The sequence below is a fragment of the Enterovibrio litoreus genome, from assembly GCF_045679545.1.
GTDB lineage: Bacteria > Pseudomonadota > Gammaproteobacteria > Enterobacterales > Vibrionaceae > Enterovibrio.
The window spans coordinates 1,136,882-1,160,645 of record NZ_CP166195.1 but is presented as its reverse complement, the minus strand read 5'-3'; the positions used below and the strand labels follow the sequence as shown (position 1 = coordinate 1,160,645).

General features: G+C 46.2%; 14 protein-coding genes. 6 read left to right on the top strand and 8 right to left on the bottom strand.

Annotated features, from left to right (window positions below; translation table 11 throughout):
• Positions 1–82 precede the first annotated feature (82 nt).
• Entirely contained in the window at positions 83–736 is a 654-nt protein-coding gene (locus AB8599_RS20485; RefSeq protein ID WP_407333578.1) for a glutathione S-transferase, read from the bottom strand.
• A 180-nt stretch (positions 737–916) separates the two neighbouring features.
• Between AB8599_RS20485 and AB8599_RS20480 the strand changes: the two genes are divergently transcribed.
• From AB8599_RS20480 to AB8599_RS20470, 3 genes are all read left to right on the top strand, one after another.
• Positions 917–3,169, top strand: a complete 2,253-nt coding sequence (locus AB8599_RS20480) for a peptidase U32 family protein (protein WP_407333577.1) — start codon at positions 917–919, stop codon at positions 3,167–3,169.
• Positions 3,170–3,803: 634 nt separating this feature from the next.
• Positions 3,804–6,512 (top strand): Ig-like domain-containing protein, encoded by a 2,709-nt coding sequence (locus tag AB8599_RS20475; RefSeq protein ID WP_407333576.1) that lies wholly within the window; start codon positions 3,804–3,806, stop codon positions 6,510–6,512.
• A gap of 1,085 nt (positions 6,513–7,597) precedes the next feature.
• Entirely contained in the window at positions 7,598–9,172 is a 1,575-nt protein-coding gene (locus tag AB8599_RS20470; protein WP_407333575.1) for a calcium-binding protein, read from the top strand.
• Between the two features lie 91 nt (positions 9,173–9,263).
• Here AB8599_RS20470 and AB8599_RS20465 read toward each other — a convergent pair whose 3' ends face one another.
• From AB8599_RS20465 to AB8599_RS20455, 3 genes are all read right to left on the bottom strand, one after another.
• Positions 9,264–9,899: a YdcF family protein gene (locus AB8599_RS20465; protein WP_407333574.1), complete on the bottom strand. Its 636-nt coding sequence runs from the start codon at positions 9,897–9,899 to the stop codon at positions 9,264–9,266.
• A 150-nt stretch (positions 9,900–10,049) separates the two neighbouring features.
• Positions 10,050–11,405: an ABC1 kinase family protein gene (locus tag AB8599_RS20460; RefSeq protein WP_407333573.1), complete on the bottom strand. Its 1,356-nt coding sequence runs from the start codon at positions 11,403–11,405 to the stop codon at positions 10,050–10,052.
• A gap of 174 nt (positions 11,406–11,579) precedes the next feature.
• Positions 11,580–11,915, bottom strand: coding sequence for a zinc ribbon domain-containing protein YjdM (locus AB8599_RS20455; RefSeq protein WP_017014763.1), 336 nt, complete (start codon positions 11,913–11,915; stop codon positions 11,580–11,582).
• A 493-nt stretch (positions 11,916–12,408) separates the two neighbouring features.
• Here AB8599_RS20455 and AB8599_RS20450 point away from each other — a divergent pair, with 493 nt between their 5' ends.
• Positions 12,409–14,043, top strand: coding sequence for a methyl-accepting chemotaxis protein (locus AB8599_RS20450; RefSeq protein WP_407333572.1), 1,635 nt, complete (start codon positions 12,409–12,411; stop codon positions 14,041–14,043).
• 213 nt (positions 14,044–14,256) lie between these two features.
• Here AB8599_RS20450 and AB8599_RS20445 read toward each other — a convergent pair whose 3' ends face one another.
• Positions 14,257–15,369: a patatin-like phospholipase family protein gene (locus AB8599_RS20445; protein WP_407333571.1), complete on the bottom strand. Its 1,113-nt coding sequence runs from the start codon at positions 15,367–15,369 to the stop codon at positions 14,257–14,259.
• 282 nt (positions 15,370–15,651) lie between these two features.
• On the opposite strand from AB8599_RS20445, the gene speB reads away from it, so the two are divergent.
• Entirely contained in the window at positions 15,652–16,575 is a 924-nt protein-coding gene (speB, locus tag AB8599_RS20440; protein ID WP_407333570.1) for an agmatinase, read from the top strand.
• Between the two features lie 168 nt (positions 16,576–16,743).
• Here the strand turns inward: speB and AB8599_RS20435 are convergent, their stop codons facing one another.
• Positions 16,744–17,658, bottom strand: coding sequence for an alpha/beta fold hydrolase (locus tag AB8599_RS20435; RefSeq protein WP_407333569.1), 915 nt, complete (start codon positions 17,656–17,658; stop codon positions 16,744–16,746).
• Positions 17,659–18,056: 398 nt separating this feature from the next.
• Here AB8599_RS20435 and AB8599_RS20430 point away from each other — a divergent pair, with 398 nt between their 5' ends.
• Positions 18,057–19,058: a LacI family DNA-binding transcriptional regulator gene (locus AB8599_RS20430; protein ID WP_407333567.1), complete on the top strand. Its 1,002-nt coding sequence runs from the start codon at positions 18,057–18,059 to the stop codon at positions 19,056–19,058.
• A gap of 168 nt (positions 19,059–19,226) precedes the next feature.
• On the opposite strand, the gene AB8599_RS20425 is transcribed toward AB8599_RS20430, so the two are convergent.
• On the bottom strand, positions 19,227–22,685 hold the full coding sequence (locus AB8599_RS20425; RefSeq protein ID WP_407333566.1) for a hypothetical protein: 3,459 nt from the start codon (positions 22,683–22,685) through the stop codon (positions 19,227–19,229).
• A gap of 102 nt (positions 22,686–22,787) precedes the next feature.
• Positions 22,788–23,756 (bottom strand): ABC transporter ATP-binding protein, encoded by a 969-nt coding sequence (locus tag AB8599_RS20420; RefSeq protein WP_407334444.1) that lies wholly within the window; start codon positions 23,754–23,756, stop codon positions 22,788–22,790.
• Between the last annotated feature and the right edge of the window lie 8 nt (positions 23,757–23,764).

Genomic DNA, 23,764 nt, shown 5'->3' with positions numbered 1-23,764 from the left:
GCGTAAAAAACAAGTAGCCAGAGAGACTTGTCTTGAACGGTTTTAATCCATCTCTTTGTCAAAATCTGCTGTTTTGTCAGCGCTACTCGTTCCCAAATACAATAGGTTCATCACCTGTTTTCCACTTGGGATGGCTCACCATCGCTTTCGAAAACGTGGGATCATCGTAATGCTTGATGAGCCACGCCCGTAGATTCGGCAAAGGCGCTTGGGCGTACCATTTTTTATCTACGCGAGAAAATTGACGAATAAATGGCAAGATGGCGTAATCCACCAAGCTGGGCTGCTCCCCCATGATATAGGCATGTTGAGACAACCGCTGTTCAATAGGCATCAACCACTTGCAACACATGTCTCGATACTCTTCTTTGTTATCATCATGATAACGAGAAGCCGCACGGTATTTTTGTAATGCGCCGACAAACGCCACGTCATTGTTTTTTATCCATTCAAGCATCGCGGGTCGCTGTGTATCGTCGTGAGAATAGAGCAGATTTGAGGGGTCTGATTGCGTCAACGCCCACACCATGATGTCAATACTCTCATCGATCACTTTGCCATCACCAAGGTCCAATACTGGCACTGTGCCTTTTGGCGAGATAAGCAGCATTTCTTCGGGCTTATTGTTCATGTCAATATCGCGCAAAATCACGGTTTGACGCGCATGCAAAATCGCTAATCGGCTGCGCATCGCGTAAGGGCACTGTCTCAATGAATAAAGAATCGGCGTTGTCATGATGAAAAGCTTTAAAATGAAGACATTAACTGGATAGTAACTGAAGGAAAACTGGGTTTCACCCCAATTCATTCATGATCCAGATCAACGAAAGCCTAATGAGTGGCAATGAAAGCGTGAGGCGAGTAGAATGCCCGCTCAAAAAAACGATTACAAAAAACCGAAGCGAGCAGTCTCACAATGAGTAGAAAACTTGAATTATTGGCACCTGGTGGTGATGTTGAAGCGATCAAAGCGGCCATCGTTGCTGGGGCAAATGCCGTTTATTGTGGCTTAGATATTTTTAACGCCCGTAACCGCGCATCCAATCTTTCATTTGACGAGCTAAATGGCGTGTTGCGCTTGGCTCATGAATACGGTTGTGAAGTCTTTCTCACACTAAACGTGGTGATTCTAGAGCATGAAATCAAATCACTCGTAAAGTTGCTCAATCAATTAGTGAACACCTCACTTGATGGCATCATCGTGCAAGATCTTGGCGTGTTTAACCTGATAAAGAAACACTTCCCCACGTTAGATATTCACGCCTCTACTCAGTTAACCACACACAATGAAGGCCAACTCAAGTTTCTTTCAAAAATCGGCGCTTCACGCGTTAACTTATCTCGCGAACTGAACATCGACGAAATCAAAGAGATGACGGCTGTTGCTCATGAGCATGACATGCTCACCGAAGTCTTTGTTCACGGATCTCTTTGTATCGCTTTCTCCGGCCAGTGCTATTCAAGCTCGGTGAGCGTAGGTAACTCAGGCAATCGTGGCCGTTGCAGCCAAGCGTGTCGCGATGAATACGAAGTGACCAACGTCGGCACTAAGTACCCACTGAACCTAAAAGATAACTCCGCGTATTTTGATCTTCCTGAATTGGTTGATGCGAAAGTAGACTCATTGAAAATTGAAGGCCGCATCAAAGGTGCTCACTACGTTTATACCGTGGTGGAAAACTGGCGTAAGAATATCAACACGTTCGTTGAAACGGGCGAGCTATATGAAGACGATTCGAATCTACATAAAGTCTTCAACCGTGGTTTAACCAATAAGTTCTTAAAAGGTAATCTGACCAGAGACATGTTTATCGACAACCCTCGTGATAACAGCGTTAACTATGCCGTTGAAAAGAGAAATGCGATTGATGTGGTTCAAATTCAAGAAGTAAGAACCGACCTTTATAATGATAAGAATGCGATTGGCGCAACACTGAGAGAAAAAGTAGAAAGCCTAAGCATTGATAAGATAGCGGTGACCATTGCATTCAACGCGTCGCTGGGTGAACCATTCAGTGTCGTTGTTACACCGAGTGACAACACGCGCGACACATTTGAAGTGCAATCAACCTCGCGACTAAGAGAAGCGGGCGAGAAAGCCATTACGTCAGACGAGTTAGAAAAACGCTTCAAAGGCGTGATCAACCCTAACTACGAACTGCTCGGTTATGATTTCTCTGCATTAGGCGAAAACTTGGCGATTCCGTTCCGAGAGCTAACCGAAGTGAAAGATCGCGTCGCATTCCTATTGAATGACTCTAAAGACGTCATCAAGCACGTCGAAGTCCCTGCCCTGCCTCAGCAGCCAAAAGTAGAAGAGAAGCCTAAGCTATCCATGCTCATTGCTGATATCGCTGACTTGAATGTTTGTGATGTCACAGACGCGGATATTTACTTCAAGTTACCTGAAAGCTTCAAAAAGCGTGACCGTAAGTACATCAATATTTTCTTAGACAACCCACGCTTGATCCCATGGTTTCCTGCCGTACTTATTGGCAAAGATTACGATGAAGCAGTCAAAGTGCTTGAAGAAGTGAAACCCGCACGCATTGTGACCAATAACACGGGTATTGCCTATAAAGCCTTTGAAATGGGCATTGAATGGATTGCTGGCCCGTTCCTGAACACGACGAATTCCCACGCCTTAATCACGATGAAAGAGTCGCTGAACTGTGCGGGCGCGTTTATTTCCAATGAGATCAACAAAGTTCAGATCAAACAAATTCGTCGACCTGAAAACTTCAAATTACTGTATAGCATCTATCACCCGATTCTGATGATGACAAGCCGCCAGTGCTTCTTCCAACAAACGGTGGGCTGTAACAAACCCGCAATTGAAGCGGGCTGCATGCTGCGATGTGAGAAAGCGACAACCATCACCAATGTGAAGGGCATTTCGTTTGCGGTTGATAAGCAAAAAGGCGGCTACCCAAGCATTTACAACCATGAACAGTTCTTAAACATGGATGCAGTGGCTGATCTTTCATATCTGTTTGATGAGTTCTTTATTGATTTAACAAACATCGGCGGTGGTTCGAAAGAACAAGCCGACAAAGTTGAGCTTGTTAAACACTTCGAGAAACTGGTGAATGGCGATGTCAGTGTTCGAGAAGAATTGTTTACTATGGTGCCAATCAATACCAACGATCAGTATCAACAAGGGTTGTAATACTTCCCTAGAGAACCTTGTTTAAGCACTTTAGAAAAAACACCAAGCCGCGATGATGAATCGCGGCTTTTTTATTTATTTTATTGGCATAACCAAACATTTTTCTGTTGCCATGGATAATTCGAAAATACCCCACCACTTCAGGTCTTCCAGCCGAAAATAACACGCTCATGACACAGATAAAACCATGATTTTCTGAAATAACTGCCCAAAACAGTCTCATATATTCTTCAGCACTTTCCTTTCTCAGATATATGCGCATTAAAAAGTAATATTTCCAGTAACCAAATATAAAACACATTGCACTGTATCAATAAACACACTCAGCATCTCATTAATAAAATACAATACGTTAAAAATAGAAACATTCATTCCTAATACTCAATATGGGAAAAAGCATTAGAAAAGTTAGCAAATACTAATAAAGCCTTAACGAAAGTACAGTTTTCATGACTATTTATTAGTGATTTTTGTCGCATTTTAGAGAGGGTAACTCAACAAGATGATATCGTGCTGCAACTTCAAGGACGACGATAAACAATCACGATTTTCCGATCGGGTTTGAAGTCAGGTTCGTAAATCGGCAATAAACAAGCCAATTAACCAATCATTCAATTGATGGATTCCAATAACGATGAAAAAGAACGTCTTAGCATCACTCATTATGTTAACTGGTGCTGTAGCATCGACAACAAGTTATGCCGCCTGTCTTGGTAATGTATACAGTATGAACGCAGGAAGAGGACATGTTGGTGCTCTTATTGACATAAAAGAAAGCGCTTACACTCCAGGCTCAACTTATACACAAGATGCTGCTACCCGTGCCGAAATTCACTCCAAGGCACTGTTTAGCTCTTCAGCCATGGCATACAACAAAAATACCGACCGAATATACTATGCTAATGTACCCGCTCCAACTTCCTACCACATGGCTAACGCTGAGACGCTCTTTACCGAAGATGAATTAAGAAGCCTAGATTTCCACGCAAAAAGCTCTTCACCTTCTACACTCGCCTATTTTGATGTAGGCACTCAAGAGCATGTTGAAGTCGCCAAGACAAAATTTGGTATCTACCGCATGGCGTTTCACCCAGAAACCGGAGAGCTTTACGCGTCCGATAGTGTTCGCCTCTTCAAAGTTAACCCCGAAACTGGTGAAGTGAATCAGATTGCTCTCTTGCCTTTAAATGCTCGCGCAGGTGGCTTTACAAACTGGGGTGACTTCGAATTTTACAACAATGAACTGCTGTATGTGACCAATGGCCGCACTTTCGTCGTAGACTTAGACACTGCAGCACTCACCTTAAAAGCCTTCCACTTTGTTGATTTCGTCACATCTGTAACAACTGATCAAAATGGCCAGTTAATCATGGCCGCAAAAAACCAAAACGTAACAGGCAATGTCAACAGTAACCACCTTTGGCGTTTCAAACCAGAAACCGGTGAAAAAGTACAGGTGGGCCTATTCCCAACCCGTATTAGCGCAATGGCAACGGTGACTTCTGAAGAACACACCTGCTACGAGAGAACCATCTTTCCGAGCGATAATGAAGATGTAAAAGTAGAAGTTGACAGCATTACTCCGGCCGTAAGCACTGTAGATGAAGGAAAGGCAACTGTAATACGAATCAATTTCAGTGAAGCCACGCCAAACGCGAATAATGTTTTGTTGTTGGCTGGCGAGACTAATTTATACTCAGCCTCTGCTGATGATTTTGATCAAAACATTGTTGTCCGCTTTTCAAACGGAACAAGCGTCGATGCGACTCTTTTGGAGCAGGGAGTAGATATAGCATTACCGAAAGGCGTCACTTTTGCGGAATTTGAAGTATCTGCTAACGTCGATAGCATCAGTGAAACAGAGGAAAGCTTTAACCTTTTAGCGAGAATAAAAGAAGCGAAAAACATTCGTGTAAGTACCGTAACCATTGTTGACATCGACAGTGGAAATGGCGCTAACGTTATACCTGTTGCACAGAATGACTCAGTTTCAACGTTTAACAATGCAACGCTCAGCAATGCTGTACCTCAAGCAACAGATTCTGATGGTACCGTTGTCAGCTATCAGGTCGTACAGAATGTGGGCTTAGGTAGCCTTTCGTTTAACGCAAACGGCAGTTACACTTTTGTTCCAGGAAGCAGCTTTGCTGACCTTACTTCTGGTCAGCGCCGTGTAACCTTCTTCAACTATACTGCGACAGATAATGACGGTGGAGTGAGCTTACTCAAGACCGTTTTGATCACAGTCTTTGGCACAGATACTGCAACGCCAAATGCAAACCCTGTTGCTTATAATGGCTCAGCGTCAACCAATAACGACACCACCCTCAATAGCAATGTACCTGCCGCCACAGACTCTGATGGCACAGTAGTAAGCTATAATCTAGTGCAGAATGTCAGCGCAGGCAGCCTATCTTTCAATGCAAATGGCAGTTACACCTTTGTTCCTGGCAGCAGCTTCTCTGACTTGACATCGGGTCAAAGCCGCAATGTGACCTTCAGATACCTTGCAACGGATAATGATGGTGCAGCAAGTGAAGTAAAAACCATAACTATCTCCGTACATGGCACGAACGTGATAGAGCCAAACGTAAAACCAATCGCTTACGATGGTTCTACTTCAACCAGCAATAATGCCACTTTGAATAACAGCGTACCCGCAGCAACAGACTCTGATGGTTCGATAGCTAGCTATCAACTAGTGCAAAATGTCAGCGCAGGTAGCCTGTCTTTCAACGCAAATGGGAGTTATTCCTTTGTTCCTGGTAGCAGCTTCTCTGATTTGACGTCAGGTCAAAGCCGTAATGTCTCGTTTAGCTACACAGCGACAGATAACGATGGTGCAGTGAGTTTACCGAAAACTATCACAATTACTGTGTTGGGTTCAGGCGAGAATAACAATGGCTTCTTTGTGACAGAAATTATTGGACGTACCGATCTTTGGGAACCTGGTGCACCTTCCGGTCAACAAAATGGTGCGACAGGCTTCAATGCGAACGTTCAGTTTTCTCAAGCCACGACGACAGACAACATGCCAATCTATGTACAGATGATCAGCGGCTCTGCAAAAGTGGGAGTTCCAACCGATTCCAGTACTGATATTTCGTCATTCAGAAATACCAGTGTTTTCCCATCGAGAGAAGTGTTTCCATACTCACTTACTTCTTCAGGCACACGAATCGTTTTGCCAAAGGGTTCAACAGCGTTTGGAATTTTCTTGTCGGCAGAACTGGATCGAATCACCGAAGGAAATGAAACCTTCACCATTGGTGCTTGGTCTAAAGCTGATAAGAGTGACTACCAAACTCACGTAATTACCATTCACGACCACGACAGCAATTAACTGTAAATATGTCCAATACAAGTAGCGCCTGACATCATCAGGCGCTATTTATTTTTTCTTTTCCATACACTCTACAATTGAACTTCAAACTTCCGTATTTCCTGTCGATTCAAGGCTAAAAGCCTCTACTTGAAAGGTTAAACTGAGATAAAACGGGATATGTATAGACGATCCTGATTAAGCGATTTCGCAATCTCAGGTTGGCGCATGACGCCGTTTTGGGGAGGGACACGCTCATCAGTCAGGTTTGAAAATATAACTTACCTCACCTGTCTTCGACCCTTTAGACCAACAGGCGATTTTTCTTAAGCTTAATGGCTGAAGAATAGAAGATATCGCTCAGCTTTTGCCTCTGACAGTTTATCGCCTTGAATTAAACGCTGCTTCTCTAAAAGCGACTGTCCAACCTAGCTTGCTACCCAAACATTGACAACCATGAACAGCCATTGAGCATGGATGCGGTGACCGATTTTTTATATCTGTTTGATGTTTTTTTTATTTATTGTTTTTTACATAACCAAACACATGTTTTCGCATTGATGGCGTTAAGCGTAGGTCGAGATCCTAATAGCGCCAACCACAAGCCTATGCACAAATACTCATACAAATGCACATGGAATATTCATTTTCCACATAATGCCATTGTGAGATTAATTTTAAAATCCATATTCATAAATCCCTAAGGTTTTTAAGTCTTAAGCCTAGGGATTTCTGGCGATTTACCGCTTGGTGAGAAAGATTATCATATTGTCTTTCCCCGTCTTTATTACCACTATAATTAGACCGTACTACATACTTTAAAAGAAATATGGTCACACTTAAGTCAGACTATTTTCCATATTCCACTTAATTCTGAGCCTACCCCTTGTCACAGAATTTTGTACATTTACATTCTGCATAGGTACTAGACCAGAATGTCGTCGGTCATATCAGTACCTTCTCACTCAGCACTGCATAATACGTCGACTGCTAGGCGAAAAATCGTATTGCGATCTCATCGCGGTGACGAACATAAAAAGTGTTGGGAATTCTAATGAATGTCAGTTGTGGAGCTTCGGCTCTATCTATAAACAGGGCAATGAAAAATGGCTTCTATTATTGGTACCGACCAAAACGATACACTAAATGGCACTTCTACCGACGACATCATCTATGGTCTAGCGGGTGATGATGTTCTCAATGGTGGTGATGGAAATGATGTCATTATTGGGGGGGAGCTCGCCAACGGCGCATCACCTAGCTCAAGAAACACTGATGGCACCTATGATGTGAGCAACGGCAATACATTCAATATTAGCCTATCGAACTTTACTAACGACACTGAGTTCAACAACTCAATCGGCTATTTTCTCCTCGATAGCAGTGGAAACATTCTTAAAGCCGAAGTCCTTTCTTCTAGTGCGCAAACCGCGACAAGCGTCAATGACTATAACGTTGATACGCAAGGCGCGACGTCTCTGAGCTTATTCCTTATTCCCGACGGTGCCTCACAAGGCTTTGTTGATGGCGACGTGACATTGGATATCTCTGGCCAAATTCCAATTGTTAGTCAAGGTGCGATTGCATCAATCGTTTACGTCTCGCAAGCAAACGAAAACGGCGATGGTCAGGATCACGAACAGATCATTGGTGATACCAGCATCTGGGAAGATCGCTGGAACCTCGGTCAAGGCGATTTCGTTGATACAACGTTTGAAGTTTACGTCAACCAATTCCTGCCAGACCAGCCTGATGATGACACAATTTCAGCTGGAGCGGGCGATGACACTGTCTTTGGTGGCCTTGGTGAAGACACGATTTCAGGTGGCGATGGAAATGACCTTATCTTCGGAGGACTTGGTGACGACCACCTAAACGGTGATGCCGGTGACGACGACATTCGTGGCGGTTTTGGCAATGACACGATCAATGGAGGAGACGGTAACGATATCCTTCATGGCAAAGCAGGAAATGACACCTTAGATGGCGGGGCTGGTGATGACCAGTTGTTTGGTAGTGCTGGCAGCAATACGTTACTGGGTGGTGAGGGTAACGACTATCTGTTTGCTGGCAACGGGCACAACAACACACTCGATGGTGGCGCAGGTGTCGATATTTATCGAGGTGGTATAGGTAGCGATACGTTAATCTTCGATGTGAATGACTTTGATGGCAGTACATCTATCAATTTAGCTGGCCGTGAAATCAACACGAAGATTTACGCAGCAGGGACCAGCTTTGATACGCTCAAAGTCAATGGTGATATCCATGCCGATTTTACAGGTGAAGCGTATCAAGCTGACGCCAGCATCAAGGGCAATGTCATTTCTGGTGTCGAAGCCGTTATTGGTGACGCAGGAGATCAAACCGTCACCGTTAATGAACATGCTATCTTTGCTCAATCAGACGATATCGACCGTAGTGATTGGGATGGATTTGTTGCTTATTTGGGTGAAGGTGATGACACTCTCAACCTTGTTGGCGCTAACTGGAGCTATGATGCGGCAGGTATTTCCAACGCAGATATTTCTCCAGAGATGCTGCAACAAATGGGGTTAACTTCCGTTGAAGCCGCCGAACTACAGGCGTACGTATTTACTAATGACTTCAATAGCAGTGCTCAAATTACCGTCTGGACGGATGCTGAACACATCACGCAATCTGGTATCGACATCGTTTAATTAACAACGGTTTGATTTAGCCCTTACCAGAATAACAAACGGCCCCTTGAGGGCCGTTTTAGGTTGTTATAGAAACAGGTCAACCCCGTTCTTACCACAACCCCATTTTTTTTATCTCGCCATAAGCCGCAGTAACATGCGCGGGAATAGTTTGTTCGATTTGATAGCCCTGTGCGGGGTAATCGCGTACGCGTTCGAAATCTGCCAGTGTGGCTTCTACCACCATATCAAAGGGGATGTCGTCGGTTGGGTATTCCACCAACGAAATCGGCGGAGAGGTAACAAGAACAGCATCGTATTCACCCGGCCACTGTTTAACGAAAGTGGCGTAAACACGTCGCTCCATAAAGGGCTTTTGCACCAACAGGAGCTTTTTAAAATCATGCCCTTTTTCGTGCATGGTTTGATAAGCGAACGTGACATTTTCGCCAGTGTTGCTGGCCTTGGTTTCTAGAATAATTGCGGATTCTGGTACGCCTTCATCCATGAGCACGTCAGCAAAGGTTTCCGCTTCGGTTTTGTCGAATTCATCTTTGGTGAATCGGCCAAATCCGCCAGATACCATCACGTACGGCGCGAAGCCTTGACGATAAAGTGCAGCGGCGTATTCTGCTACACGGACGTCATTGCTGCCAAGAATGAAGATGCAATCTGAAGGCTGAGGAGCATGGCCAAGTTGGTGGTAATCCCAAAGGGTTTCGAGATGTTTATAAATGCGGCTTGGCATACAGGCTGTCCTTGGTATGAACTTGGGTAAACGTTACTTCGCTTTTACTCCTCCCCACCCTCTTTTTCAAAAGAGGGTAATCAAAAGTATGACCCTAAGCCTGTAATTTTAAATGCTTGGTTGCTTTTCGCACTTGGTTGTTTTTCGCACCTAGCCGGCTCGCTTGCACGTTGCCGGTGTTTCCCATTGAAACGGTTTAAAGACTTCTCGCAAATTCACTTTCGCGTTTAACCGTGCTGCGAGTAAAAACAACCCACCGATTTTACGATGCAAAAACAACGCATCGGCTGGCGGTGTGTGCCAATAGCCTTGCTCCATGCTCAGCGCCATGCCCGCTTCATGAATACGGCTGCCGAGGTCTGTGTTGCCAAAATCGTAGTCGCCGTCATATCGGATTGGCTCACAGGCGGTCATTACCATGTTCACCACCGCGTTTTTTTGCTCAGGGAAGATGTGCTCACTGAAAAAGCCGATCTGTTCCATGGCATCACTCACGCCATCTTGGTCATTGTTTAGCGCAGCAGTCAGCAGCTTTTGATAGCCTTCGCTTATCACGTCGCCGTAGCGTCGTGTGGCACCGAAATCGAGCAGCACAATTTTCTCGGTCTCTTTTTGATAGAGATAATTGGCGAAGTTGGGGTCAGTCTGAACCAGTTTGAACTGAAAGGCTTCTTTAAACAGCAGCTCGAACAAATTGGTGACCAAGTCATTTCGCGCTGTTTGAGGCAAATCTTGCAGGTTTTCTATCGCTTCGCCTTGCTCGAAGCTCATGGTCAAAATAGAGGGCGTTGTTAACGCTTTGTAGACTTTGGGCACGATGAATCTGTTGTCATTCTTTAGTAGCTGATAGAAGGTGTCACCCATCTCTGCTTCAAGCTCATAATTAGCTTCATCATGAAGCTGCTTTTTGGCTTCTTCTAGCAGACTTTTGTAATCCACTTCTTTTGGTACTAATCCTGTTAAACGCAGCAGAGTGACGACATTGTCTACGTCGCTGCTGATGCTTTTCTTGATGCCAGGATACTGCACTTTGATGGCCAGCTCGGACGCATCATCGCCATACGCAAAGTGAACTTGCCCAATCGACGCCGCGGCGATGGGTTTGAACTTGAATGAAATGAAGTGCTGCTGCCACGACTTTCCCCACTCCGACTCCAGCACCGAGGCGAGTTGTTTGGCTGGCATTGGGGAAGCGTCAGAACGGAGTTTGGCCAGAATATCCGTAAGTTCTTTGGGTAGCGCATCTCCCGCATCCATACTGAGCAACTGCCCGACTTTCATGGCGGCGCCGCGAAGCTGGGCGAGTTGATCAGTAATACTAGAAATGTTCTTGGGAGTCAGCAGCAAATCTTTCGCTGAGGGGCGTTTACCCGATAAGAATTGCTTAGCGCCTTCGGTCGCCATGTTGGTGGCGACTTTGGTGACCACAGAGCCAAACATACCAACGCGGCTGAGCCTGTTGCTAGGAATTTTTTTTCCGTCTTTTCCGTCTTTGTACTCGGCCACATTGCCTCCGGCGTTTTATATTTACCTTTCAGTACGCGTCTTACTATAAATCGTTCACTAAAGAACGATATTAGCCAATACCGTTAAAGGCAAACCACTGGCGGAAGCGGAAAGATCTCAGGCACAAAAAAACCGCGCATGAAAGCGCGGCTTTTCCTGTAAAAGTGGTGTTGCTTACACTTTTTTCACGAACTCAGATTTCAGCTTCATTGCGCCAACACCGTCGATTTTACAATCGATGTCGTGATCGCCGTCTACCAGACGGATGTTTTTAACTTTCGTACCCACTTTAACCACCAGTGAAGAACCCTTCACTTTCAGGTCTTTGATGACTGTGACTGTGTCACCATCTTGCAGAACATTGCCGTTAGAGTCTTTGATGATTTTAACGTCGTCAGCATCTGCAGAGGCATCTTGTGACCACTCATGACCACACTCAGGGCATACATAAAGTGCGCCATCTTCGTAAGTGTATTCAGAGTTGCACTGTGGGCAATTTGGTAGAGACATTGATGATTACCTCGGTTCACATGGGTAAAGAGGGCGGTAGTCTAAACCAATCATTGCAGTACGGATATAGCCAAACGTGATAAGCACGCTTTTTTTATATGGTTAATGCTTAGTCCTGTATCTTCACGTTATTTCTCTCTATCAATACCTCATGGCTTGTCACCTTCGCGATTTTTCTTCCTTACAATCGCGCCACTTTTTCTACATAGCACAAACAATTCTTCCACAGTAAATTGCATCAGTTCACATTTTCACGATGAGATAATTCGCAACAAAAAATTCATCTTGTGAATCATTTCTTTCATCATGACTCGCCAGGCCTTTATTCTTCTTGATGTCCATTTAAATAGACGAGGCTGACCTTCTCTTCCGCTCTCTTTTACCGTTCAAACATCCGTATGAAAACCGAGCATAGTTTGCATAAAGGGCTAAGCTATTTGCATGTAAATTTCTTTTTATTTAATGAGTTGAATATCACCTAAGGAAGGGAATCATGAATGCCTTATCCATTCGACAGCGGTTATCGTTAATCATTGCCATTGCAGTGCTGTCTTTGGTTTCAGTCACAACCATTTCTCTTGTCGTGAAACGAGACAACATGTTGGAAGAGCGTAAGAATCAAATCCAAGTGTTGGTCGAAACGGCAGAGAGCTTGGTGACAAGCCTTTATCAACAAGCACAGTCCGGCAACATCAGTATGGAGCAAGCCAAGCAACAGGCAATAAACGCCCTTGATGCGATGCGTTACGGCGAAAATGGTTACTTCATGATTTACAGCATGAATTCTGAAATGATTCACCACCCTATCGCCACCAATTTGATAGGTAAGAATCTGGTTGATTTAAAAGATGCGAACGGTGTGTACATCATTAAAGAGCAAGTTGAAATGGCGAAAAATGGCGGTGGCTTCGTCCAGTACCACTGGAAGAAAGCGGGACAAGACAATACTCCCCACCCCAAAGTGGCTTACTCCCTCCCTTTTACGCCTTGGGAATGGGTATTGAACACAGGCTTGTACGTGGATGATGTCGATGCGGTGTTCTATCAAGACGTACGTCGCCTGCTGTTATTGGTTGCCGCGATTGCAGCAGTGTTGATGGCGATTTCTTTCACCATTGCCAATAGCATTACTAAACCCATCAATACCTTAAAAGAACTGCTACAAAACGCAGAGAGGAACTTAGACCTCACCGTTCGTTTTCGTCCGAAAGGCAAAAATGAAATCACCGATCTAGGTCGTGCGTTTAACAACCTAATGAACGCGTTTGAAGAAACGCTGACGAGCATCGCTTCTGGTGCAAACCAGCTAAATAGTGAAGTCGCGAAACTGGAAGATTTGTCCAACCACATCGTTGGCGCGTCTACGCGTCAATCCGAAGACACGGGCAGTATTGCTGCCTTAGTGGAAGAATTTGCTGCCAGTATTAATACCATTTCTCATGATGCTGACAAGATGAAATCGCTTTCTGATGAAAGCGGCATTCAGGCACAACAAGGTGCCACCAGCATGCGTCAAACCATTGCGAATATGGACCAGATGTCGGAGAAATCACAACGTTCAAGTAGCGCAGTATCTGAGCTTGACCAACATTCAAAAGAAATTGAAGGCATTATCAGCGTGATTAACGATGTCGCTGAACAAACCAACCTGCTTGCGCTCAACGCGGCAATAGAAGCAGCGCGTGCTGGCGATCAGGGTCGCGGTTTCGCTGTTGTTGCTGATGAAGTTCGAAACCTTGCGGTACGCACCTCAGATTCAACCAAGCAGATTGCCTCGACGATTCAAGAATTGCGCTCAGGCATTGAAGCGACTGTAAGCCATATTGAAGACAGCGTGCTTGTGGTGAACGACAATATGTCGCAAACCCACTCTGCCGAGCAGTCAGTGCGTGAGATGCACCAGAAATCGCAAGATCTTATTAATATCATCGAAGAAGTGTCGCGATCGCTGCATGAACAATCCAGCGCCAACCAAGAATTGGCAAGACGCATTCAAGACATTGCGGATATGGCAACCAACAACCACCAATCTGCGTTTGATGTTCAAGGCTCAGCACGCGAAGTGAATGGCCTAGTCAGTCAGTTCCGAACCTCTGTGGGGCGTTTCAAAGTCTCGACACCCGCGTAACCGAATTTTTCACACCCCCTGATTCACCACTGCCTGTGTGAGAAAGTGAAAAGCCCCGATATCGGGGCTTTTTGCGTTCTGGTCAATACTCAAGCGCTTTAGTCTAATCGCTTTATTGGAGTAACTTTATCCTACTAACTTTATCCTACTAACTTTATCCAACTAGCTTTATCTGACTAGCTAACCCCATCAAACTTGACCGGTTTTTCTGTTCTAGTCTTTCTTTTCTAGCCAGCCACCATGACGCTGACGGCGATAGAAGTGCGCGGGCAGCCCTTCGTTGGCCTGTGTCCAAGGAGATTCTGCTAGTGCTTGTTTCATGTCTTCATACCCGCTGTCGCGACGCAGACGAATTGAACGGCGTGAAAACTCAGCGTCACTCAGTGGAACATGCCCGTGTAAGGGCTCAAACGTGATGTGAACAATATCTATTTTCGTTCCACCTTTAAGGCTGGTCGCCTTTGGCGCCTGTTTGCCATCGATCAGTTCAGGGACTTTGGTTAATAGATGATCCAGATTGCGCTTTGCGATTAACGCTTCAACATGCTCATACGTTCGGCTTGCATATTGGATCTCCTTCTGACGCCATAACACTTCGCCCATGGTTTTTGGCAGGTCTCCGACAGGGTTCCACAAATCAACCATGAAGATCAGAAGTTCCTCATCACACGCCAAATTAAGAATACCGTTCAATGGTGTATTAGATACCACGCCACCGTCCCAGTAATAGTCCTCTCCTACTTTGGTGGCGGGAAATCCTGGTGGTAACGACCCACTGGCGACAGGATGTGCTGGCTCAATGGTCTCTGTCAGGCTATCAAAAAACACCAACTCGCCGTCTGTTACACGTGTTGCACCCAAGGTAAGCCGCGCTGCGCCTTGATTGATCAGATCAAAGTCAGTCAAATCACTCAAGGTGGAAAACAACGGTGTCGTATCGTAAAAACTGGTCGCTTCTTCTCCAGGAGGTGCAAGCCAAGGGTTGAACGAACGGGGCTTAAAAAAATCCGGCTGACCAAACATCAAGGCCTGCTGTGCACTGGCATTGTTGAAGGTTTGCGCCATCACTTCTGGTATCTCCATGTCAGTGCCGGGCCGTGAAATACGATCCCAAAACTGCGCCAGTTTCGTCAGTCGTTGTTCTGGGGGATTACCCGCAAGAATGGCAGCATTCAACGCGCCAATGGAGATCCCCGCAAACCAATCTGGTGTGAACCCAGCCTCTTCCAGCGCTTGATATGCGCCGATGTGGTAAGCACCGAGCGCTCCGCCTCCTTGAAGCACCAGACAGACTGTCGGCTTTTTCTTTTTACGCGTTGCCGCCATGATATTTCCTCAATGTGAAAGCTCTGCACTCTGTATAGACCACTATTCAATACATCATGGTGAAGGTTTCTATTCACCTGACAACAAACCGAAAGGAATCACAGTTTGTTGCAGCCCTACCGCTTCATTACAAACAATGGCTGACTGCCGCAGAAAATAGACAAAGCAATTTTCCCCTGCTGCTACCTTGAAGAAAGACACTAACGACTGTTCGTTATCGTGCCACTACGGCTTAAACGGCTTAAACGACTTAAAAGCGCGTAAACGAAAAGAGAGGCTGCTATGGAAAACGTATTCTCGAGAAAAGATGATTCCCTTTATTCCAATCCCTACTCGTTTCTTCGTCTCCCTATGGTCAAAGATCCCACCCAGACGGAGGCCGATATTGTCATTTTGGGGATGCCCTATGACATGGCGACAACGGGGCGATCGGGTGCACGCTTGGGCCCAGATGCGGTAAGACGCGCATCGGTGAATCTTGCATGGGAAGGTTTTCGCTACCCTTGGCCGTTCGACCTGAGGGATCGCTGTCACATAGTAGATGCGGGTGATTTAGTGTTTACCTGCGGCGACAGCGAGAATTTCCTTTCTATGGCGACCGATGCCGCGAGCCAAGTGCTTGCGTCCAACAAAGCATTGTTAACGCTCGGTGGCGATCACTTTGTTACCTTACCTTTACTTCGTGCCCACTTCGCCAAATTCGGACAGATGGCATTGATCCATTTTGACGCACACACCGATACATATAGTCAAGGCAGCCAATATGACCACGGTACTATGTTTTATCACGCGCCACGCGAGGGGTTGATCGATGCGTCATCGTCAGTGCAAATCGGCATTCGAACTGACTATGACAGAGACAACCATGAGTTTAATGTGATTTGCGCAGAAGCTGCCATTGATATGCCGGCCGAAGATATCGCCAACCATGTCAAAGCGTTGGTAGGCTCACAACCTGTCTATTTAACCTTTGATATTGATTGCTTAGACCCCGCATTCGCGCCCGGCACGGGTACGCCTGTGATAGGTGGCGTGACATCTGACAAAGCGCTTCGCATTCTGCGTGCATTACGGGGAATAAACTTGGTGGGTATGGACGTTGTAGAAGTCAGCCCCCCTTTCGACAATTCTGAAATCACTGCATTGGCGGGAGCAACCATTGTTACCGAACTACTTCATCTTTGGGCGTCGAAATCGGAAATATAGTCAACGTGTAAACGTCATGATGTTGGTGTGACAGAGCACTGCCAACTCTCGAAGGTCACGCTTTATTTAATAGTGACCTTCGGTTTTTGTCTTGTGTCTTTGATCAATGCCCACATGCCCACATGCCTACAGCTCTACAGCATTTGCTCTCGCTCAAAATACTCAGCGCTAACTCGCGTTTCTTTTGAGCGCGTCGTTTTGATCCAAACCCTTGTGTCTTGGAGGCGCGTCCAAGGAATGGCTTTCAATGAAATGCATGACATCATGCCGATAAGATTTGAAGAACATGTTTGGCGCGTGACCGCATCCAAGATAGTAGTTTACGGCCATGTCCGGTTGCACCTCACGCATGCGTTTTACGATATCTTTGGTCAGCACATCAGAGTGTAAGCCGTGCATCAACATTGTGGGTTGCGCAAGTTTTGCAAATTGACGCCATAGATTAAGCACAGGCGCATTTTCATCATAGCCAGCCAAAATATTGGGATCATAATGTGTCGCGTAGTGACCATTATCTAGCCGTCTTACCGAGGCTGAAATCATGGTCTGCCACTGCTGCGATGTATGCGGACCAAATGGCTGATAAAGGGTTTGCAGGTATTGATTGATTTCACTGTAACGACCAAAAGAAATCGGTTCCTGCACATAATTGATAATGCGTTTCAACGCATCTGCGGGCACTTCAGGACCAATATCATTTAACACCAACGTCGCGATACGATGCTGCTGCTCTTCGCTGGCGGCGAGCAACATACCAATCAAACCGCCCATACTAGTGCCAACCCAATGCACGCGATCGCAAGAGTAAAAGTCCATCAACTTCACAGCCATCTCAATGTAATTGGCATAGCTGTATTCACTTTTTGGGGATTCAGCCCACTCAGAAAGACCGCGACCTAGCGTGTCTGGTGCAATGACGCGATAGCCTTTCGCCGCCAGTTCATCCCCGATTGCAACGAAGTCAATACTGTTGCGTGCCAATCCGTGCCAGCAAATCACGGTCTCACCCCCTTCAGGGTTCCACGTCCTAACATGAATCTCACGCCCATTGATAATCGGATACTGTTGCAGCATTTCACACATAGTCAGTCACTCCTCCTGAGTATTAAATTATTTGACTTAATTCACGTTTTCTCAACGTAGAATGCAAAATATTTATTTTTACTCCCAGAATGCTCCTTTGTTACGACACGTTATAAAGACGATGGTATCAAAAGTGTTAACAGTGAGCATTTGTACATAATGCAACCGCTTTCAAGCTAGAAATAGCGCGTTATTCATGGCACAACTACCGATTACTTTTATCAAGCTCTACACGTAGCAGCGGATACTTCTAGCGCCATGTGATAGATAACCATTTAAAATATAACGCGTTTCACCTTCATGGCCTTCAGAAAGAAAGCCCTTATGAAGGAGTGTTTTGGCATGCCTCGTACCGTACAGAAAACGAGGTGGCTATTGGTACATTAAGGAAGATTCAATTGATCACCATAAAAGAGGTGGCTGAGCTCGCAAACGTTTCTCAGTCGACCGTTTCACGAGCCCTCAATGGCCACGAGTCAGTTAAGGAGAAGAACCGGGTTAAGGTATTCGAAGCCATCGAGACGTTGGGATATCAACCCAATGCGTTCGCACAAGCCCTTGCTTCCAACCGCTCTCACAGTATTGGCATGTTGGTTGGCACTTTTGATGGTCCTTATTTTGGCCCTTTGATGCACAATGTTGAACGCGTGGTAAGACAACAAAACTATCACCTGATCATCACAAGTGGCCATGAGCAATATGACGAAGAACAAGAATCTATCCGCTTTCTGAATGCGAAGAAAATTGATGGCTTAGTGCTCAGTTCCGACATGTTGAGCGATGCGGATATCCTGAAAATTGTCGAGAAAACCCCCGCTACCATGCTGATGAACCGCTATATTCCAGAGATTTCGGATCAATGCATCTGCATGGATAACGAATGGGGCGGCTATATCGCCACTGAATATCTGATCAATAATGGGCATCGCCGCATCGGTTGTATTACTGGCCAGTTGAGTAAAACAGATAGCCGTGACCGTCTTCAGGGCTATCGCAATGCGCTGGCAAAATACGATATTGAATACGATCAGAATCTGGTGATTGAAGGTCGATTCGATCATGATGGCAACGATGCAGCAATCCGTCGGTTGATGGACAGAAGCGATGATATCACTGCTATCTTCTGCCTGAATGACAGCATCGCGCTAGCTGCTTATGGCGTATGCCATGAACGAAACCTCAAAGTAGGCGAGGACATTTCCATTGTCGGGTTTGATAACCACGCTTACAGCCCATTCATGACGCCAAGCCTTTCCACCATAAACTTTCCCCTGGAGGAGATGGCATCTGAAGCGGCGAAAGGTGTCTTGAATATTCTCAATGGCAAACCGCTCACCAACGTCACAAAGCGTCTTTTCCCTTCCTTGATGGAACGGGGATCGGTGAAAAACATTAACTAACATCCTTTAGCTATCGTTTTATCTCGCGTTTTATCTATCCTTTTAGTTATGGTTTTAGAGCATACCAACAAAAAAACAGCCGCAGATGCGGCTGTTTTTATTTCTGAGTCTTATCATCAAGCTTAAAACCAACAAAGAACAAGCGGGCAAGGAGAACACCCGCAAGGTTTACGCAGGCTGATAGAGCATACTTTCAGGCACATCCACGATCACACTCTCAACGTCGCCAGAGCGGCCAAAGATGTGTTTGCTGATAGATTCCGGCAAACTGTTACCTTCCACCGAGATCACCTCACCAGACGCCATCTTGACCACGATGTTGGTTGTCGCGCCGTCTGTCAGACGATAAAGGAATGGCACCTGACAATAAGTGAACGCCAGTTCACCGACATTCAGAGACACATTCTCAGTGACACCGTCAGTGCGCACAAAGTTGAATAACGCAGGTTTCACGCTAAATTCATTCTTCATGAGCAATGTTGGCGCAATGCGAATAGCCCCTTTTTCCACCAGCACACCCAGCTCACCAAAGCGAGTGATCACTTCCTCTTTCACTTGGCCTGTCATGCCCGGCTGTTGAGCGCCAGCATGTTTTGGCGTGTGTGAATAAGGGTCAGCAGGGAATGCGCCGTATTCCGTTGGCGTTTTATTGAAACTGATCCCTTCACGCACACGGTAGTAATGTGCAGCCAATGCCTGGGTTTCAGCGCTATTCGGGTTTTCTTCAAGGCTGGCAAAGTACACTTCTTGCACAGCAAGTAGCAACTTAGACACCATATGCCAGTAAATACAGCCCAAACCTTCATAACCAAACATCGTGCCTGAGCGGCCCGTAAACTCTTTATGATTGAATACGGTTTCGTACAGGGCAGTGACATCGTCAAACTGCGCATCAACAATATGTGCGTATTCATCACGCAATGTGCTGAGTGCTTCTTTCAGCGCACCCGCATTTTCAAAATCGGCATGGAAATGGAACACGCCATTTTTGTCAGCCTTGATGATGCGCTTATCACCATTTTTGTTCATTTCAGACAACAGCGCGTTTTCCTTCACGGCATCCAATGAGATGCAGTTACGGCTCATAAATCTTGGTAACTCGCGATCTGGGTAGAGCATGAACGATTTTTGATCGCGGCGGTACATACCGCTACTAAACAGGTTATCAAGTAATGACACGGCCTGAGCACTGGTCAACGCACCTGAACTTAACGCCGCAACCTGCCCTTCCAGCATCGGATACAGCGGCAAAGATTCTACCGATTCGTTGCTGTATTGAACCACGTTGTAGGCATTGAACAAGCCATCTTCACGCAGGTTCGCCAGCGTGCTGCTGTTCAGCAATTCTAAGCTCGTTGAAAGCAATCCGGAGATATCCGACAGATCAACATGATCTTTGCCCGAGAAGCCATTTTGGTGATAAACCTGATGACGATAATCGCTCGCGGCTTCAACCAACTCTGTCAGCAATTTGTGTTTAGTCTGGCGAGTCACCGCTTTCTTCTTCACATCGCGCAACGCAGTGTTCAGAATGTCCGTGGTTTCTTTTAGCCAAGTCGCGACTTCAGATGACAGACGAATTTTTTCCGGCGCGCCTTCAAACACACCTTGCAAAAACTCCACGTAGCGACGCATGTAATACAAGGTCACCATCGATAAGCCGTTGCCCACAATGGCGTTGTTGGCATCGTTCCACTCAGGGCGCTGCGTATTCAGCCACACACCACCGTCCACCACCCAGTTGCTAAGTTTCGCAAGCAAAGGCACGATCAATTTTTCTGACAGGTTGACCAGGTAGACTTCGCGATCTGAATCCAATAACAACTTACCGTCGCTGCCTATCATGGTGGCGAGCTTTTCTGTTTTCGCCTGCAGGTCAGTATCAAACGTGACCGTGTCTTTCGGGGTATCAAACAAAGTTTTGGTGTCGCCAATCAAATACGGCACGTTCGCGTAGCTGTAGATTTCACGCGTCAAATTGGCAGAAAGCTGTGACGGCTCAAAGCGCTCTGACCATTCGAGGAATTTCAGCAAATAGATGATCTGGTGATCGCCCCAATAACCGATGTTACTCCACGGGTCATCCGGCTCCAGCACTTCCCAATCAATGCCGTCTTTAGTGATGCGATAAGGGTTATAGCCATCAATGGTGGATGCATTCACGAACTTAGCAATGAACGAACGCAGATAGCCCGGATAGCTTAGTGACAAGGCCTCCCAGTTTTGGAAGATGTCACGCCAGTTACCTTGGTAGGCCAACAACGGATTGCCTTCCTTGTCTTTGACTTTGATGTCGTAATGGTTCCAAGGGCGACTTGGGTCACCATGACGACGGCCAAAGGTCAGCGGCAGGTATTCGTAACAAAGGCGCACCAATTGAATATCATCTGCTTGCTCTGCAAGTTTGATCAGCTCGTTCTGCGTAAAGCGCTCAGGTAACGCGCTGTAAAACGCCTGATTGCGCCCAAACACATATTGGTTTGTCAGTTTGGCAGTGTGCATTACGTCGTCTTTACGCAACGTATAGCCCTGCTCAAACACACCACCGCGCATCGCATTGAACAACACGTTGGCATAGTGGTGGTTGCTGGTTGCTTCATCCGCAGAGAACTGCCAGCCGTCAACGGCACTGATTAGTGATATGAGCTCTTGGCGATTTTCTTGGCAATCTTGATCAATCAGCGCTTTAAATGCGTCTTTGTCTTCCAGCTGAGCGCGCAGCGTGGCGATATCGGCGTGGTCTTTGCCTGTATCAAGCCCCATAAGCCATTGGTTTGATTCCCCCCCTTTCAGCGTCACCAATTTATGAATGAAATATGCACCGCGCACCCCGCGCGTGAGGTTTTCACTTTCAATCACGTCGCCACGTTTGAACGCGAGCAACTGTTGGCTGCTGAGTAATATTTCTGATTCGTCGCTATCAATGCTAAATACGGTATTGGTCAACAATGCTTCGGCAGGATCAGCGCGGTCGCTCAGTTTGGCGTACATGCTATAAAGTGCCAACACTGAGTCTTGCTCGCGTTCGTTCCACTTATAGGCATCAACCAAGGCACTTCGGGTTTGCAATGCCGCCATGGGAGCGCTGTGCGGCAGGATGTTTTGCACGCCATCGAGGATCTCAACGGCACGCGCCTGACCTGAGAAATCGGACAGTTCACTGCGGCGAACAAAACCAACTTTGTTGCCACTTTCCCAGCTGTACTTGAACGTCAGGCACAATGTTTGGTTAATTTCTTCAAACACCACTTTGTCGCCAGTGATGTTTTTGTAGAGGTTACGAATGACACTGAATTTGCCGTCATGCTGCTGGTTGAACGGTTCCCATGTGACCACATCACCGCCATTATCTTCGAGGCGAATAAAGGTTTTAGGGCCGGTGTTATCAGCACTTTCATGAATTAAATCGACTGAACGATAAGGGAAAATCGCATTTTCCGGTTTGCCACGTCCAGCTGACAAGCAACCTGTTGATGACGCAAATAACCAGTGATCGTTTGCCGATACCACGCTCATAAAAAACGCGGGCATGTGGTCGACATTCTCGATGCGATAAAAACGTTCGCCATTATTATCAACGAATTGCCCTTTGACTGGGGCGGTTGTCAACTTAAAACACTTGTCCATAATTCTTGGTTCCTAACAAAAGAAAGCGCTTTCTTTTCTAGTCAAATAAAATCCCGACTCGGATTTCTATCCTTCATCGGGAAATCTCTAGGTAAAAGCGATTTATAGGTGGTGACACCTTGCATAATGACCGGGACGAACCCGTGTCGCCTCGGGCATTGATTGCGTACATGTGTCGGTTGCTATTGGGCAACGCGACGCAAACGGACATCCGACACTGCTTGGTTTCCAGAGCGGAATATCACCTTTCTTAACAGACAAATCGCGACGTCCTGCTTTTCCGACTTCTGGCACTGCTGATAACAGCAATTTAGAATACGGATGTTGCGGGTTCTGAGTCACGCTGTCACTTTCGCCCCATTCCACCATATGACCCACATACATAACTGCGGTCTTCTCGGCAAAATAGCGCGCTGTTGCAATATCGTGTGTGATATACATGAAGGCGATCCCATGTTTGTCCTTGAGATCCGCCATCAAATTCAAAATGCCAAGACGCACTGAGACGTCAAGCATTGAAATGGGTTCATCCGCCAAAATCACTTCTGGGTCAACCGCAATCGCCCGCGCAATGGCGACTCGCTGGCGTTGACCTCCGCTAAGCTCATGCGGGAATTTTTGTGCCGTTTCAACGGCTGGCGACAACCCCACCAGTTCTAGCAAGGCAATCACTTTCTCGGTGACATTCTGCTTGGTTGCACGCTGGTGTATTAACAACGGACGCGCAATGTGATGGTGAATATTGTGCACCGGATTTAGTGAGCTAAACGGGTCTTGGAAAATCATTTGTACCTGACGGGCATACTCCAGTTCACCATATTCAGACACATAGTCTGCCAACGGCTTGCCTTTGAACGTAATGCTTCCGCCCGTTTCTTTGTAGATGCGAGTAAGAATGCGCGCACCTGTGCTTTTTCCAGATCCCGACTCGCCCACAATTGCGAGTGCTTCACCTTTTTTAAGATCAAACGACACATCGTTAACGGCGCGCATCAAATTGGACTTTGAGTGCCCAATGCGAAAATCCATCATCAGGTTTTTGATTGAGAGAATCGTTTCGTTGTTATCCATCATTCTTC